This is a genomic window from Gilliamella sp. B2828, from assembly GCF_026537125.1.
Classification (GTDB): Bacteria; Pseudomonadota; Gammaproteobacteria; order Enterobacterales; family Orbaceae; genus Gilliamella.
On sequence record NZ_JAFNMU010000002.1, the window covers coordinates 106,071 to 122,271 of the forward strand.

Below are 16,201 nucleotides of genomic sequence, written 5' to 3' on the forward strand. Positions count from 1 at the left end.
TCAGTTTTGGGGTTTATATCCATTAATAACAATCTCTTCACCTTCAAATAAAAATTTAACCATTTCCGTTTCAATTTGTTTACGATGCTCAGGATTCATCATATTAAGTTTATTTTCGTTAATTAACATAGTTTGCTTTTTGAGCCATTCTTGCCATGCAGGTTTTGATATTTCATTGAAAATACGCTTACCAAGTTCACCTGGATAAAGCTGAAAATCTAAACCATCTGCTTCTTTTTTTAAATAATGGCAATAAATAATACGACTCATTTTTAACTCTTTTAAGTGCAATTAACCAACATAATTTGATTATACCTGAAAATAATTATAGAAAAGAAGCAAATTAATGAATAGGTTTTAAATTTAAATATTTTTTACAGATGAATATTAATTCATTATATTTGAATAATTATTTACTTTACTCAACAATTAATTAGCATAAAATAAACGATATTCCATTCAATAAAAATAGATCAGGACTTAACAATGCAAGCAAAAATCACACGCCAACTCTTTGATAAGGTCATTTTACCTGTTTATGCCCCAGCCCAATTTATACCTGTTAAAGGGCAAGGCAGCCGAGTATGGGATCAGAATGGTGAAGAATACATTGATTTTGCTGGTGGCATAGCAGTCAATGCCCTAGGTCATTGCCATCCAAAATTAGTTAAAGCGTTGCATGAGCAAAGTGAAAAAATATGGCATGTTAGTAATGTTTTCACCAACGAACCCGCATTAAATTTAGCACAAAAACTAATTGATAATACTTTTGCTGATCGTGTTTTTTTTGCCAATTCAGGAGCTGAAGCAAATGAAGCGGCTTTTAAATTGGCTCGGTATTATGCTATCGAAAAATACAATCCTTATAAAACCAAAATTATCGCCTTTCATCAATCCTTTCATGGACGAACATTTTTTACCGTGTCTGTAGGCGGTCAAGCTAAATATTCAGATGGTTTTGGTCCAAAACCATCTGACATTATTCATGTTCCATTTAATAATTTTGATGCAGTAAAAGCAGTGATAGATGATCATACCTGTGCTGTCGTGCTAGAACCTGTACAAGGTGAAGGAGGATTAACTTGCGCTTCAGTGGAGTTTTTAAAAGGTGTTCGCGAACTTTGTAATAAATATAATGCTTTGCTTATTTTTGATGAGGTTCAATGTGGAATGGGTCGAACAGGAAGTTTATATACTTATCAACAATATGATGTAACACCGGATATTTTGACTTCTGCCAAAGCGCTGGGCGGTGGATTTCCAATTAGTGCCATGCTAACAACAGAAGACATTGCTACAATAATGCATCCTGGTGTCCATGGTACAACTTATGGCGGTAATCCTTTAGCTTGTGCTGTTGGTTGTGAAGCATTTGATATCATTAACACAACAGAAGTTTTAGAAGGGGTGCAAAAACGACGTGCAATCTTTATTGAACAACTTGAAAAGATTAATGATAGATATAAAGTATTTCGAGAATATCGTGGTAAAGGTCTATTATTAGGCGCAGAACTACAACCAGAGTTCCATAACAAAGCTCGAGACTTTTTAAACGTTGCAACAGAATTTAAAGTAATGATATTAAATGCTGGATCTAACGTATTACGTTTTACTCCTTCATTAATTATCTCGGAAGAAGAAATTCAAGAAGGTATGATACGATTTACAAAAGCAGTCGAAAAAGTTGTCAATGCCTGAGTTTTTCTATACAGTAGCGGCATTTAAATCAATTAAGTGCCATTATAGCATTTAAAGGATACTTTTTATGACTGATATTCGTCCATTAAATTATGCAAAAACACATTTTATCTTAAGTGCACCTGATATTTCTCATTTACCAAGTGACAGTGGTGTAGAAGTAGCATTTGCTGGCAGATCGAATGCAGGTAAATCCAGTGCACTCAACACATTAACCAACCAGAAGTCTTTAGCTCGTACAAGTAAAACACCGGGACGGACACAATTAATCAACCTTTTTGAGGTAGAAACAAATTGCCGATTAGTGGACTTACCGGGTTATGGTTATGCTCAGGTTCCTGAAGCAATAAAACGTCAATGGCAAAAATCACTAGGAGAATATTTACAAAAACGCGAAAGTTTATTGGGATTAGTGGTTTTAATGGATATAAGACATCCTCTAAAAGATTTAGATCAACAGATGATTCATTGGGCAGTTTCAGTAGAAATCCCAGTCATGTTATTACTCACTAAAGCGGATAAACTTGCTTCTGGTGCAGTTAAAAAACAGGTCAATATGGTAAAAGAGGCTATTTTACCTTTCCAAGGTGATATTACTGTCACGCCTTTTTCCTCTCCTAAACGAGTAGGACTTGAAGCGTTAAAACAAAAATTAGATGAATGGTTTAATAAACAATAACGAGAGGAATCATTCAATGGATAGTTCAGCATTTTCATTTCAATTTTTATCACCCGATCTTATTGTCAAGAGTTTATCTTCAATTGGCATTTATATAAATTCGGGTTTAACTGCTTTAAATAGTTATGAAAATCGCGTCTATCAATTTCACGATGAAGAACATAAACGTTATGTTGCTAAATTTTATCGCCCCCATCGTTGGAGTCGAGAACAAATAGTCGAAGAACACAAGTTTACAGAACAGCTATACCTTGCTGATATTCCTGTAGTATCGCCAATTGCACATAATAATAATACATTACATGAGTATCAAGGTTATTTGTTTGCTTTATTTCCTAGTTTTGGTGGTAGACCCTATGAGATAGATAATCGAAATCAAATGGAGTCGGTAGGTACTTTGATTGGTCGAATTCATCAAATTGGTGCAACACAAACTTTCTCATACCGTCCAATTATTGGACTTGAAGAGTATCTTTATCGTCCACAAGATATCCTATTATCATCGGCCTATATTCCCAAAAATATACAACTTGATCTTAAAACTGTATTAGCAAAGCTTATCAAAACAGTTGAACAATATTGGCATACTGATTGGCAACCTATACGCTTACATGCTGATTGCCATGCAGGCAATATTTTATGGCGCGATAGTGCTACGCTTGTGGATTTTGATGATTCTCGTAATGGTCCAGCAATTCAAGATCTTTGGATGCTGTTATATGGAAACCAACAAGCTCAGCGCTTACAATTAGAAGAATTGATTGAATTGTATCAAGAGTTTTATAATTTTGATAAAGGACAACTCAAACTAATTGAACCTTTACGAACTATGCGAATGGTGCATCAATTAGCTTGGATCGTAGAACGATGGAAAGATCCTGCCTTTCCTACTGCCTTTTCATGGATAACCGATGTCGATTATTGGCACCGACAATTATCAGAATTCAATCAACAGATAAATGCGCTTACTGCGCCACCTTTACAATTAATGTCAATGTGTTAAGAACATATTAATGAACAAAATGATAAGTAACAACATTATTGATTATGCAAAGTAAAACTGTGACATGGTTTCTATATATTATAAGAACCGCTAAACAATCTTTATATACAGGAATCACAACCGATGTGGTTAGGCGTTTGCATCAGCATCAAAATGGAAGTGGTGCTAAATATTTAAAAGGTCATAAAGATCTTCGTATTGTTTACCAACTACATGTTGGCGATAAAGCAACAGCTTTAAAGCTGGAGTATCATATAAAACAACTTTCCAAACAGAAAAAAGAACAATTGGTGGTAAACGCTCCAGACTTAGCGAAATTATTAACTACTATTAATCAATAAGTTAATTAATAAATTGATAAGAATTTTAGGAATTTGTAACTGCAAAATTATTTTCAACATTTACAATACTAATGGTATACAAAAGCATTAACCAATTTATTTGCTGATTAACATACGCTTAAACAAAAGCCACATTTTTTAATGTTTTTGCAATTAATTTAGTTTAGTTTAGTTTATTTATTTTAATGTAAGAGATTAGAATCAAATCAACCTTAAAATAGCTGTAATACAGTCCAAAGAGTTTCAGTATAACCAATAAAATAAAAATTGATATTTTTAAAACAAAATGATCTCCTTTATTTTTTGAGGAAAAAATAGTTTGGCATTCTTATTGAATTAGTAACATAAATAAAAAATGAAAAATTGATCAAAAAGTAACTCATGTGAATACTAATAACCATTTCTTGGTACGCTAAATATCAGCAATAACTTTAACATTCACTCCTTAACCATTAGTAAAGTTAATCACTGTAAAACAAGGGACACGTATGGCGGTAATCCATCTATCCCTTATTCCAGGGTTGTAAACATTTTTACCTTTTGACAATCTCACCAATAACTTCTGCCCTAACACCGTTGATTTGTTGACAAAATTACCTCAAATTTTTTAAATAATTAAAGATAAATCTGTGATGAATCATCATTAAAGTGAATAATTTCACGTTTATAGAAAAAATGATGTTATCTATTTAAAGTTAGAAAATTTACATTTTTAGGTACTCACCCGTATATAGAAATGCATTACTATTAGTTATTGATGAGACGAGATTTATACATACTTTATTTGTATATTAAAATAGAAGCACTGAGAGTATTATCTAATCTCTTTGCGTCTATCAACTTGTACCTACCTTAAAAATCGACTGTTTCATTTACTTTATGCTTGATAGTGTTTAAGATAAACCAATTTTTTGATACATCTTGGGACTTAAAATTTGAATAACTTTGCAAACATTATTGAAATCGAACGCGGTGATATAAAGTTCGCGTATGTGCAAAATGATGAAATCAACTATTTAAACCTTTTTGACCAATTTTTGGCAGAAGAAGGACATCATGAGCTTCTTGACCCCAGTGATAAGTTGGAGCGATATACTTATTTAATAAATCATAATCAAAGCAAATTTATTTTTAAGATCGATGGAGGTGTAGAGAAGCGTTTAGAGCGTCGTATTATTGCCATGATGACTGGTGATTTTTATTTCAATTTAATTCATAAGTTAGCAAAAATTTCACTTGATAAATGTGACATCGCTTATGAGCTATACTTGGTAGCTTTTGATAAAAAAACTCAACGTCACTATATGATATTCAATTTTGTGGAAGGTCGTTCCTTGAAATGGGAAGAAATGAATAAATATGGTGTTCAAGTAAAGAACTGTATTGAAAAATTACATAGTTATAATTTGGTTTCAAATGATGTACATGGCGGTAATTTTATTTTAACACCTGAAGGAAAGATTAAAGCAATTGATTTAACCAATTCAGGTTTTATTTGGTTAACGAAGGCCAATGATGCAATCGAGTTAAAAGAACGTTTTAACATCAAAATCAAAGTCCCTGTTATGGCGATGGCAATAAAAAAATTCACCCATGGATTTAAAAAATTATCTCGAAAATTACGAGGTAAAGAGATGTAAAATAATGAGAAAAATGCTATTTTCTCTCATATCTAAATTGTTATTTTAATAGTATATCTTATTGAATTAATGCTAATAAATAACCTATTTTTGATTATTATTCTTATTGCTTTTACAGACACTAATAAATCAATTGGTAAACAACTAGAATTAGTTGGCTTATTCTACAAAGGGCGTTGCATGAAAAATTTAATTGGGATTTTAACAATATTTGCTTTGCTAACTGGCTGTACCTCTCAAAAAATGATGTTAATTTATAAAACTGAGGGAGTCGAAATAGGTCAAAACACGTCTGGCATAGATATATTAAAAAAATACAGTATTTCAAAACCTATCACCGCACTTCGCTCTTCATTATCGCTCTGCATCGCTCAAGAACTTGATAATAGTCCAGTAGTGCTCATTAATGAGAATTATTATGGTTCACATTGGTGGTCTTATTACAATATGCCTAATCATCAATCAATCACTGTTAGCGGTGGCGAAACAATAAAACTTGTTGAAGGTAATAATGTTGTTGCTAGTGCTGTAACAAATTATCAATATTATTCAAAATATTTTGTAAGTTATACTTTAACTGCGACTCGTAACAAAAATGATATCAATTATCTATTTAGTAATATTAAGCAAGCTCAGCAATATTCTGGTTCATCAGTAAATGATGGATTTGAAAATATCAAAACTGTTGCAAGAGCTCATCCTGATCTCGTTATTGAGTCTCTAAATAAAGAAGTTGCTAAAATTCACGAGTGTTTAGAACGTCAATAATGTTGTCATCATGCATAACAATTTTGTAAAAAAGTTTGAGATTAAGTATACATTTAAGTATATTTTTTAATTAGGTAACTATTTTTGGTGATACAATAAATTCACTCAATGCAATATGTTAATAGTTTAATAACTATCGTTTTAAATTATATTAACTTTCTATTGTAAATCAGATAACACCACCGTCTTCCCTCCTCTTTATTGAGATTATTTTTACATATTCCAAAAATAACTCGTATCAAGATTATGGTTATGTTATTGCTAATATAACTAACATTAAATATGTCATTTCATAGTAATGCATTCATTTAAAGGATATATCCGTTTCACAAAATTAAAACCAACTTATATAACATATTAAATAATTTAACAATCGATTAATTAAATTATAATAATAATGACTAAATTATTATTGATAATGGTTCTAATTACTATATTATTATTTATTACTAAAGATTTATTACGCAATAAAAGGAAAAAATAAGCAATGGAAAAAAAACAATTAGTTGGAATTATTATTTTTAGTAGTTTATTAATGGGTTGTGCTCAAGAGTCATCAAAAACCATCGTATCCCCAACAGTCAATAGTTATAACTCACAATATAATGGTGTAAAAACCAATATTGCCATAGGTAAATTCGAAAACCGTTCAAATTATCAAAATGGTATATTTTCAGATGGTATTGATAGACTTGGTAATCAATCAAAAACATTACTCATCAGTCATTTACAGCAAACAAATCATTTCAATGTATTAGATAGAACAAATATGGGTGAACTAGCTGCTGAAGCGAATTATAAAAAACAAAAACAAAACATAATTGGTGCCAATTACATTATTTCTGGTGATGTCACTGAGTTCGGACGCAAAGAAGTGGGTGATCATCAGTTATGGGGAATTCTTGGAAAAGGTAAACAGCAAATTGCTTATGCTAAAGTTAATTTGAACATCATAGATATTAATACATCTCAAGTGGTTTACAGTGTGCAAGGAGCAGGTGAATACAGTTTATCCAATCGTGAAATTATAGGTTTTGGTGGTAAGGCTAGTTATGATTCCACTCTTAACGGAAAAGTACTAGATCTCGCTATTCGAGAGGCGATTAATAATCTCGTTAATGGAATAAATTACGGTGCATGGAAACCTGCAACTAAATAAAAAATTAGATTTTAATTATTAAAGGATTATTATAATGTTAAAAAAACAATATATTACATATTTATTGTTTTCAGGAGTTTTGTTGTTATTAAGCGGTTGCCAATCCTCGAAAACAATCTATTATTGGGAGGGTTATCAAGAAAATCTTTATAACTATAACCTATCAGATAAATCAAGCCATTCTGAACAAATTAAAGCTCTAGAAAAAACCATTGAAAAAGCAAAATCAGCCAATAAACCTATTCCTCCAGGATTACATGCTCATTTAGGATTGTTATATACAACTGTAGGAAACAATAATAAAGCTATGGAACAATTTGAGTTAGAAAAATCACTTTTTCCAGAGTCCAAAAACTTTATTGAGTTTGTTGAACACAAATATCAAGGACATTAATTAATGAAGAATAAAATTATTGCTCTATTAGGAACTTTATTGGCACTTTTTATGCTAGTTGGCTGCTCAACACAAAAAGGAAGCTACGATTACACCGCATTTAAAGAAAGCAAACCAGCATCTATATTGGTATTATTACCTACCAATCATTCAAATGAATTGAGTGCCAGCTTTGGTGTTTTTTCACAAGTAACATTTCCATTATCTGAAGCTGGGTATTATGTTTTTCCAGTTAACTTAACTTATGAAGTATTTAAACAAAATGGCTTAATCGTTGCAGATGAGATTCAATCGGTTAGTTTAGCAAAAATACGAAAAATTTTTAATCCTGATGCTGTTTTATTTATTAATATTCAAAATTATGGAACAAATTATCAAATCATTCAAAGTGACACACGAGTAACATTAGACGCAAAATTAGTCGATGCTCGTTCTGAAAAAATTCTTTGGACTGGCTCTGCTTCAGCGTCAAGTTTAGAAAACCAACAAACTAGCAACAGCCTAATTTCAACTCTAATTTCTGCCGCAATAACACAAATTACGAATACAGTTAGAGATCACAGTGTTGCTATTTCTGGAGTCGCTACAGCACGATTATTTACTCCCAATCCAATAAAAGCAGATGGAATTTTATATGGGCCTTATGCAGCGACTAAAGTAGAAAATTAGGTTAACCCTTAATCAAATTCATATAAATAAAATCATTTATTGTGAATGCAAGGCGGTATCTTTTACCGTCTTTTTTATATAAATATTATACTATTATATTTTATTCTTGTTTAATACTTTTTATTGAATAATACTACCGATTTTTTATTGGTTATGTTAATTATGCTCTGCTAATACAACAATATTTCCAATTAATATTTTTTGACATGTCCAGTCAAATTCTTCCTCCAATTGAATATGGTTTAGTCATACTTAATCCAACAAATATCGTTGTAAAATTATTTATCGCTTTTTATAAATTGAGTTGGTGCAAGAGTGCTTACTTCGATAGTTTTTCCTGATTGACTATGATGTAACAAATTTAAAAATTTTGAAAAACTTAAATAACTTACATTAATTACAAAATCAGTTATATAAATTTCTTATTCTTCTGAATTTTGCGTCAACAATTATACTGTTTTAAAATTCCCAAGAGAAGTTTCACAATAAAAAGGTTGAGTTATGAACATGACAAAGGATTTCGAAATTAATAAAATTTACGTAGGATCGCTTCCCTTACCCATTTTTGTGATTTGTTCAATTATTGTAATTATTGCAGCCCAATTGGATATGTTACCAAAAACATTGATTGGAGGATTTGCTGTTATTTTACCATTGGGATGGTTTTTAGGAACTGTAGGTCAAAATATCCCTTTTTTTAAAAAATTTGGAGCTCCAGCAATTTTGTCCTTAATTGTACCTTCACTATTCGTTTATTACGATGTTTTTGATGCGAATACTTTAACAGCAGTCAAAATGTTAATGAAAGATTCTAATTTCCTACTCTTTTATATTGCCAGCTTAGTATGTGGTAGTATTTTAGGTATGCATAGAGTCATTTTAATACACGGTTTTATTCGTATGATGATTCCGATGTTACTTGGGATGTGTTTAGCTGCTTTAGTTGGTGTCTGTGTTGCTGTTGCTTTTGGTGACACTTGGGAACATGCATTTTTCTATACTGTTTCGCCTGTTATGGCGGGAGGAATTGGTGAGGGGGTATTACAACTTTCAAACGCTTATAGTAATATTCTTGAGCAAGATTATGACAAATTTGTGAGTGCATTAATTCCTGCAACAGTCGTAGGTAACTTTTTTGCAATTACCTTCACTGCCATAATGAGTCGAATTGGTGAAATTAAGCCTCATTTAAGTGGACATGGGCAACTGGTAAAAATCGAATTTGCTGGGTTAGCAGATGCATTAAAAGAAGATAAAACATCATTAGATGCCAGAGCAATGAGTGGTGCGGTGATGATTTTAGCCACATTGTTCATATTTGGTATGATTTTAGAAAAGATAACGCATTTTCCTGGTCCCGTATTAATGATTATTGCCACGGCATTTGTTAAATATTTTCGTTTATTACCCGAAAGTGTCGAACGTGGAAGTCAGCAATGGTATAAATTTATCTCGGGTAATTTTACCTTTCCATTAATGGCAGGTTTAGGTCTGTTATATATTGATTTAGGTAGTGTTGTAAATGTTCTAACAATCCCTTACTTTATCACAATCATTTCTGTAGTATTTACCGTTTCAATGACAGGTTTTATCTGTAGTTTTTTTCTGAAAATGTATCCCGTCGAAGCCTCAATCATCTCATCATGTCAAAGCGGTATGGGTGGAACTGGTGATGTCGCTATTTTGTCAACGGCAAATAGAATGAACCTAATGCCATTTGCACAAGTTGCAACAAGATTAGGAGGAGCTTTGATGGTGATATGTACTACAGCACTATTAAGATCTTTATATATGTAATGACATAATATTATAAACTAATGGAGAGTGATAATTTTAAGAATAATTAATACAATATCAATAACAAAATATTAATTATTGATTTGATATTTTTTAAGTGAAATTGGAAAGGAATAATTATGACAACAGTTCAAGAAAAAGCTTTAGCCATCAGTAAACAAAAGCATGGTAAATTTGAAATCCACTCAAAAGTACCGGTTAATTCAATGTCGGATCTTAGCGTTGCTTATACTCCCGGTGTGGCAGCAGTTTGTACTGAGATCGCAAAAAATCCTGAATCTGTTTATGAGTATACGAGTAAACGTAATTTAGTGGCGGTTATTACCGATGGATCAGCGGTATTGGGACTTGGTAACATTGGACCAGAAGCAGCTATTCCGGTTATGGAAGGTAAAGCAATATTATTTAAACAATTTGCGAATGTAGATGCAATTCCCTTATCTTTAAATACACAAGATTCTGATGAACTAGTTAATTATATTGCTGCGCTGGCTCCATCCTTTGGTGGCATTAATCTTGAAGACATCAGTGCTCCACGGTGTTTTGAAATTGAAAAACGTCTCCAAGAAATCTTAGATATTCCTGTTTTCCATGATGACCAGCATGGTACTGCAATTGTTGTTTTAGCTGCATTATTTAATGCCTTGAAAGTTGTAAATAAAAGTATTGAATCAGCTAAGGTAGTTATAAATGGTGGGGGAGCCGCTGGATTAGCTATTGCAGATATGTTACTAGCAGCTGGGGTAACAGATCTTAAAGTTGTCGATAAAATAGGAATTTTATCTGAAGATGATAGCTCTTTACCTTCCCATCATATAGCAATAGCAAAACGAACTAATCGTTCAAGACAGCGAGGAACCTTACAAGATGCAATAAAAAATGCAGATGTGTTCATTGGTGTTTCAGCACCTGGTGTGTTAAAACCTGATTGGGTTTCTACAATGGCAGAAAAATCAATTATTTTTGCCATGGCTAATCCAACACCTGAAATTTTTCCAGAAGAAGCCAAAGCAGCTGGTGCTTACATTGTTGGTACAGGACGTAGTGATTATCCAAACCAAATCAACAATGTACTTGCTTTTCCTGGTATTTTTAGAGGGGCTTTAGATGCGAGAGCCAAAAATATTACGTTGGAAATGCAATTAGCAGCCGCTAAAGGGTTAGCGAGCATCGTATCTAATGATAAATTGTCAGCAGATTGTATCTTACCAAATGCCTTTGAACCCAATGTGGCAAAAATAGTTGCAGAAAGTGTAAAAAATGCAGCTAAAGAGTAGTGATCATTCTGAAATTATCTAATTTATTTCAAATACACCTACTAATAATTTTTTTGTTAGTAGGTATTTAATACGTTAGAACAATAATGTTGGTATTAAAAAATTGAATAATAAAAATGAAGTATCTCTTTAATCGATTAACACTGAAAGCTAAACTCATCACACTGATTTGTTTGGTTTTTATACTTTCAGTGATTGTACAAAATATATACATTATTCATGTTGTGAACGACGAGTATTTCGATCATTCGCGTCAACAAGTTGAAAAAATAGCTAATATAATTTCAAATTCAAATGATTTTATTGATAAAATGCAAAGCCCAACCCCACTAAATCTAGATTTTATTCAAATAAATACTGAACAAATCCGAAGATTGACGCAAGTCGATTTTGTCGTCATTTTCAATATGCAAGGTGTACGTTACTCTCATCCTGATAAAAATAAAATAGGTCGATTCGTTGTTGGCGGTGATGAACAAAGAGCATTAAAAGGTGAATCTTACACATCAATCGCTAAAGGAACTTTAGGTAACTCTGTACGTGCATTTAGCCCTATTTTTAATGAACACAATCATCAAATTGGCGGAATACTGGTAGGTCAAACTCTAAAGAAAATTGATCATTTAGCTGCAAAGACAAGTCAACCAATTTGGTTATCACTGGTTGCATCATTAGTCATTGCTATCATTTTGGCCTCATTGCTTTCTCGTAATATAAAAAAAATCCTACATGGACTTGAGCCATTAGAAATGGCGCAGCTATTTGAAGAAAGAAATGCAATTATAAGAACAGTTAAAGAAGGTATCGTTGTGGTTAATCGTCAAGGCTTTATTACCCAAATTAACAATGAAGCAAGGCGCATATTACGCATTAATAACAGTAAAGAGAATATTATTGGACATCAAATTGATGACATTATTCCCAATACCCGATTATATGAAGTCATGATGACTGGTGTTGCACAATATGATTGTGAACAAAACATTAATGGTGTTGTGATTCTTACCAATAGGACACCTTTGTTTGTAAGAGAATCATTAGTTGGAGCCATTGCTTCGTTTCGGGATATGACTGAGGTTCGACAGTTGGCCGAAAATCTTACCGGTGTGAATCGGTATGTCGATGCATTACGTTCTCAATCTCATGAATTCAACAATAAATTACATGTAATTTATGGTTTAGCATGCAACAATAATAAGCAAGAACTCATTGAGTACTTGAAGGAAATAATAGGTAATAAACAAGCTGAATCAAATGTGATTAGTCAAACAATAAAAGATCCTATTCTTGCTGGTTTCTTAAACAGCAAATTTATCAGGGCGAGAGAACTAGGTGTTAGTCTATCTTTGAATGTTGATGGTGAATTAAAAGTGATTCCCAATCCCTCTGTAACACATGGTTTGATAACAATTCTTGGTAATCTCATTGATAATGGTTTAGATGCAGTTCAATTTTTAGATAAAAAACAGATAGATGTGAATTTAATTATATCCAATCAGACCTTTCAAATGGAAATTAATGATAATGGTAAAGGTATTTCTGAAGAAGATACACACTATATTTTTCAAAAAGGATATTCAACTAAAGGGGATAATCGAGGGATTGGACTTTATTTGGTTTTAGCAAGCATTGATGAATTAAATGGTTATATTCAATTATGTGATTTAGATAATAAAAAAGGTGCCTGTTTTAAAGTATTATTACCTTTGAAAGAGATCTATAGAGAGAAAGAAATTCATGATTGAAGTTTTAATAGTTGAAGATGATCCTATGGTTGCTGAATTAAACAAAAAATATTTACAAATGATCACAGGTTTCAATTTAATTGCTAATGTCAATGATGGAGAACAAGCATTACATTTTATTCATGATAACCATATTGATCTCATTTTACTTGATGTCTTTATGCCAAAACTAAATGGGCTTGAACTTTTACAACATATACGTATTAGTTATCCGCAAATTGATATAATAATGGTTACAGCTGCATGTAACGCTAGTGATATCCAAACAGCATTACGGTTAGGAGTAATTGATTATATAGTTAAACCTTTTACTTTTGAGCGATTAAGAATAGCACTTATTTCATATCAAGAACGCATTCGTTTATTATCATCCTCAACAAGACTTAATCAACATCAGTTAGATGATCGGATTTTTGCAAAACCTACTATTCAATATAAAAATCTTCCTAAAGGTATTGATAGCCAAACACTAAAAAAAGTTAGAGAGGTTATTATTAACTATAATAAAGAATTTTCAATGAGCAATATTGTTAAACTAATTACTTTATCAAGGATATCTTTAAAAAAATATCTCGATTATTTAGAAGAATTAGGCGAACTTGAAAGTTATTTGACTTATTTATCTATTGGCCGTCCTGTAAAACATTATATTTATAAAAAATAATTTTTACTGCTTTCAAATAATCAGATATTCAGTTAAATCAATATACACTCAATTTATAATTTATTGATTATCATTTTTAATCGTTTATCATTTCATTTCTTTATAAAAATTTTTTAAATAAAACAATGAAGATCAAACCAATTTCTTTTCTCATAACAACTGTATTTGGCACAAGTTATGCTAATGCTTATAATTATGATGCATCAACAGATATTGTCTTACCCTTTAATCAGATTAATGAACGTTATTTTCTAACAAACAATATTAATCTACCTATCAATATTACAACATCCGATAGTTTAATCGTTCATAATAAGGGATCATTTCATCTTGGTTTTACTGGTAAAACGGCAAAAGAATCTGCTTCCATTGCTAACAGTGATATCAATATGACGGTTAATGGTAATTTTCAAATTTTTAATGATACTTGGATTGGTAAATTCGATACCAAGTTCTTTACCGAGTATTTAGGGCTGCATACTGATTTTCCGTATGCTCCTATCGATTATAATATTGATGTACATGTAACAGGAAACATTAATGTTGAATTAGGTGCAGACAAAAAAAGAGGCGGGCTCATGATTTTATCTGGTAACGTCATGGGTACGGGGACAACAGTGAAGGTAGAAGGTGATACTAATATCCGTAGTGGTGATAACCATTTAGCAGGAACATCATCATCTCCTGCAAGACTTATTACACGTAGTTTTAATCTAACTGGTGGCGATATAGAAATTATCGGTGCTAAAACAGTATTAGAAACAACCAATAATGATATTCAAAGATCCTCTGTTTTAATAGGAAAAACCGGAAAAATGATCATTATGCGTGGGGCAACTGTTGATTTGAGTCGTGGTGGTAATTTTGATGTGATGGATAAAGGTCAATTAACTTCCAGTAGAGGGGATGGTTTTGTAAAACTTTCATCTAATGGACAACTTAATATTGATAAAACAGCCACTATAGAGTCATCTAAAGGTTCATTACATATAAGTGATCACAATAATCATACTTCCCATTTGAATATTGCTGGAACGCTTAATTTTGGAATATCAGAGACCAAACAGTATAACAATATTCATGGAGATAATGTTAATATCTTATCTTACGCTAAAATCTCTGCAATCGATGATTTTATTAAATACAGTCTCAAATATAGTTCCTCTGAAATAAATGCTACCGTTTTATCTGCAAATAATTCATTAAATATTTCTAATATTAATGATGGTGAAACTAAACCCACTAATTCAAAATATTTATGGTGATTTAAACTTTAAAAAAATAGGAAATAAACTTCAATTTGTAAATGCAAGCAATGTAACCAATTTCAGTGATCTACATCATGCAAAATTGGCGGCAGAACGACAAATTTATCGTTACTATGAGCAATTAGGTACTCAAATTAAAAATATTGCTCAAGGTTTTTGCTCAAAATTTAGCAAAAGTATCGTACGAATCACTTTACAATATAGCCGAAAATGGCAATGTAAGTTCTGATAAATCTTTAGCTGGAGATTTGAATTGGGAAATTCTAGCAGCTATAGGAAAAGGAAATTTGGCAATTGAAAATAGAAATACAGCTCTATATTTCAACAAGAATTTAGCAGGATTATACAATAATCATCATGGATTACATTTAACAGAAATCACAATGCATTCGTTTAATTATACTCGAAATACATTGAATAAACGTATTGAACAATTCGATCAAAGTAAAAAAGAAACAAATAATAACCTTTGGATAAATTTGATTAATTATCATCAAAATACAAATAATGACTATGACATCTCTGGATACAAATATACATCTAGTGGTTTCATAGTAGGATATGATAAAAAAATAATTGATAATTTTTTAGTCGGCACAACGTTGAGTTATACTTCGGGTAAATACAAAGATAATGCTGCATCCTCAAATAATTCCGATATAAGTAATTATCGAATCCAATTATATTCTGGCTATAGTTTTCCAAATAATATTATAATTTCTGCTTATGTTGGTTACACTTATGGAAAAATCATCTTAATACCTATGATAATTATTATTCAATTAATGAGAAATTTCACAGTAATACTTGGAATATTGGGAATACTATTGGATATAATTGGCAAGTTAAAGAAAGTTAAATTTAACGCCTAGTATAAGTTTAAATTACCTCTATACAGAAAACAGTTCACATAATGCTAGCTATAATAAAATTGACCTAGTTAAATATGGTAAAGCATCAAATTCGACATTATTAATTCCTCTGGATCTGAAAATTGATTATTTAATTTTCTAAAATCAGGATATACAGTTAATTTAAGTCATAATGAATTTGATAGTGATATCACTATCAATGGAATTAATGGAATATCTAAAATGAG

16 protein-coding genes are annotated in these 16,201 nt (G+C 31.4%); 15 read left to right on the plus strand and 1 reads right to left on the minus strand.

All coding sequences use genetic code 11. The annotated features are described in order from the left end of the window. Positions 1 to 270, minus strand: a complete 270-nt coding sequence (locus tag J3U19_RS02305) for an oxidative damage protection protein (protein ID WP_267339872.1) — start codon at positions 268 to 270, stop codon at positions 1 to 3. Between the two features lie 216 nt (positions 271 to 486). Here J3U19_RS02305 and J3U19_RS02310 point away from each other — a divergent pair, with 216 nt between their 5' ends. The 15 genes from J3U19_RS02310 to J3U19_RS02380 all read left to right on the plus strand — a co-directional run bounded on the left by J3U19_RS02310 (position 487) and on the right by J3U19_RS02380 (position 15,974). Then, positions 487 to 1,698, plus strand: a complete 1,212-nt coding sequence (locus tag J3U19_RS02310) for an aspartate aminotransferase family protein (RefSeq protein WP_267345347.1) — start codon at positions 487 to 489, stop codon at positions 1,696 to 1,698. Between the two features lie 67 nt (positions 1,699 to 1,765). Further along, positions 1,766 to 2,377: a ribosome biogenesis GTP-binding protein YihA/YsxC gene (gene yihA / locus J3U19_RS02315; RefSeq protein WP_416380337.1), complete on the plus strand. Its 612-nt coding sequence runs from the start codon at positions 1,766 to 1,768 to the stop codon at positions 2,375 to 2,377. Between the two features lie 16 nt (positions 2,378 to 2,393). Beyond that, positions 2,394 to 3,380 carry a serine/threonine protein kinase gene (locus J3U19_RS02320; RefSeq protein WP_267339874.1) on the plus strand — a complete coding sequence of 329 codons (987 nt, stop codon included), beginning with the start codon at positions 2,394 to 2,396 and terminating at the stop codon, positions 3,378 to 3,380. 44 nt (positions 3,381 to 3,424) lie between these two features. Further along, positions 3,425 to 3,721, plus strand: a complete 297-nt coding sequence (locus tag J3U19_RS02325) for a GIY-YIG nuclease family protein (RefSeq protein WP_267339875.1) — start codon at positions 3,425 to 3,427, stop codon at positions 3,719 to 3,721. Positions 3,722 to 4,656: 935 nt separating this feature from the next. After that, complete coding sequence (locus tag J3U19_RS02330; protein WP_267345348.1) at positions 4,657 to 5,361, plus strand: lipopolysaccharide core heptose(II) kinase RfaY; 705 nt, start codon at positions 4,657 to 4,659, stop codon at positions 5,359 to 5,361. 180 nt (positions 5,362 to 5,541) lie between these two features. Then, a complete protein-coding gene (locus J3U19_RS02335; RefSeq protein ID WP_267339879.1) occupies positions 5,542 to 6,129 on the plus strand; it encodes a hypothetical protein in 588 nt (195 codons plus the stop codon). Positions 6,130 to 6,616: 487 nt separating this feature from the next. Then, the gene (locus J3U19_RS02340) at positions 6,617 to 7,288 is read left to right on the plus strand and encodes a CsgG/HfaB family protein (protein ID WP_267339880.1); all 672 of its coding nucleotides are present in this window, start codon (positions 6,617 to 6,619) and stop codon (positions 7,286 to 7,288) included. Between the two features lie 34 nt (positions 7,289 to 7,322). After that, positions 7,323 to 7,682, plus strand: coding sequence for a DUF4810 domain-containing protein (locus J3U19_RS02345; RefSeq protein ID WP_267339882.1), 360 nt, complete (start codon positions 7,323 to 7,325; stop codon positions 7,680 to 7,682). A 3-nt stretch (positions 7,683 to 7,685) separates the two neighbouring features. Next, complete coding sequence (locus tag J3U19_RS02350) at positions 7,686 to 8,351, plus strand: DUF799 domain-containing protein (RefSeq protein WP_267339883.1); 666 nt, start codon at positions 7,686 to 7,688, stop codon at positions 8,349 to 8,351. 501 nt (positions 8,352 to 8,852) lie between these two features. After that, the gene (locus J3U19_RS02355) at positions 8,853 to 10,148 is read left to right on the plus strand and encodes a 2-hydroxycarboxylate transporter family protein (protein ID WP_267339884.1); all 1,296 of its coding nucleotides are present in this window, start codon (positions 8,853 to 8,855) and stop codon (positions 10,146 to 10,148) included. Positions 10,149 to 10,267: 119 nt separating this feature from the next. Then, the gene (locus tag J3U19_RS02360) at positions 10,268 to 11,425 is read left to right on the plus strand and encodes an NAD(P)-dependent malic enzyme (RefSeq protein ID WP_267339885.1); all 1,158 of its coding nucleotides are present in this window, start codon (positions 10,268 to 10,270) and stop codon (positions 11,423 to 11,425) included. A 116-nt stretch (positions 11,426 to 11,541) separates the two neighbouring features. Continuing rightward, positions 11,542 to 13,170, plus strand: coding sequence for a DcuS/MalK family sensor histidine kinase (dcuS, locus tag J3U19_RS02365; protein WP_267345350.1), 1,629 nt, complete (start codon positions 11,542 to 11,544; stop codon positions 13,168 to 13,170). After that, the gene (locus J3U19_RS02370) at positions 13,163 to 13,834 is read left to right on the plus strand and encodes a response regulator (RefSeq protein ID WP_267339889.1); all 672 of its coding nucleotides are present in this window, start codon (positions 13,163 to 13,165) and stop codon (positions 13,832 to 13,834) included. Before dcuS ends, J3U19_RS02370 begins: the two co-directional genes overlap by 8 nt. Positions 13,835 to 13,959: 125 nt before the next feature. Then, positions 13,960 to 15,099: a hypothetical protein gene (locus J3U19_RS02375; protein ID WP_267345351.1), complete on the plus strand. Its 1,140-nt coding sequence runs from the start codon at positions 13,960 to 13,962 to the stop codon at positions 15,097 to 15,099. 146 nt (positions 15,100 to 15,245) lie between these two features. Further along, positions 15,246 to 15,974, plus strand: coding sequence for an autotransporter outer membrane beta-barrel domain-containing protein (locus tag J3U19_RS02380; RefSeq protein ID WP_267345353.1), 729 nt, complete (start codon positions 15,246 to 15,248; stop codon positions 15,972 to 15,974). Positions 15,975 to 16,201: the final 227 nt, after the last annotated feature.

What these genes read in the sequence shown, in the direction of transcription:
- J3U19_RS02320 (WP_267339874.1), top strand. Translation starts at nt 2,394, where the DNA reads ATGGATAGTTCAGCATTTTCATTTCAATTTTTATCACCCGATCTTATT.
- J3U19_RS02340 (WP_267339880.1), top strand. Translation starts at nt 6,617, where the DNA reads ATGGAAAAAAAACAATTAGTTGGAATTATTATTTTTAGTAGTTTATTA.
- J3U19_RS02350 (WP_267339883.1), top strand. Translation starts at nt 7,686, where the DNA reads ATGAAGAATAAAATTATTGCTCTATTAGGAACTTTATTGGCACTTTTT.
- J3U19_RS02360 (WP_267339885.1), top strand. Translation starts at nt 10,268, where the DNA reads ATGACAACAGTTCAAGAAAAAGCTTTAGCCATCAGTAAACAAAAGCAT.
- J3U19_RS02355 (WP_267339884.1), top strand. Translation starts at nt 8,853, where the DNA reads ATGAACATGACAAAGGATTTCGAAATTAATAAAATTTACGTAGGATCG.
- J3U19_RS02310 (WP_267345347.1), top strand. Translation starts at nt 487, where the DNA reads ATGCAAGCAAAAATCACACGCCAACTCTTTGATAAGGTCATTTTACCT.
- J3U19_RS02325 (WP_267339875.1), top strand. Translation starts at nt 3,425, where the DNA reads ATGCAAAGTAAAACTGTGACATGGTTTCTATATATTATAAGAACCGCT.
- dcuS (WP_267345350.1), top strand. Translation starts at nt 11,542, where the DNA reads ATGAAGTATCTCTTTAATCGATTAACACTGAAAGCTAAACTCATCACA.
- yihA (WP_416380337.1), top strand. Translation starts at nt 1,766, where the DNA reads ATGACTGATATTCGTCCATTAAATTATGCAAAAACACATTTTATCTTA.
- J3U19_RS02335 (WP_267339879.1), top strand. Translation starts at nt 5,542, where the DNA reads ATGAAAAATTTAATTGGGATTTTAACAATATTTGCTTTGCTAACTGGC.
- J3U19_RS02345 (WP_267339882.1), top strand. Translation starts at nt 7,323, where the DNA reads ATGTTAAAAAAACAATATATTACATATTTATTGTTTTCAGGAGTTTTG.
- J3U19_RS02375 (WP_267345351.1), top strand. Translation starts at nt 13,960, where the DNA reads ATGAAGATCAAACCAATTTCTTTTCTCATAACAACTGTATTTGGCACA.
- J3U19_RS02305 (WP_267339872.1), bottom strand. Translation starts at nt 270, where the DNA reads ATGAGTCGTATTATTTATTGCCATTATTTAAAAAAAGAAGCAGATGGT.
- J3U19_RS02370 (WP_267339889.1), top strand. Translation starts at nt 13,163, where the DNA reads ATGATTGAAGTTTTAATAGTTGAAGATGATCCTATGGTTGCTGAATTA.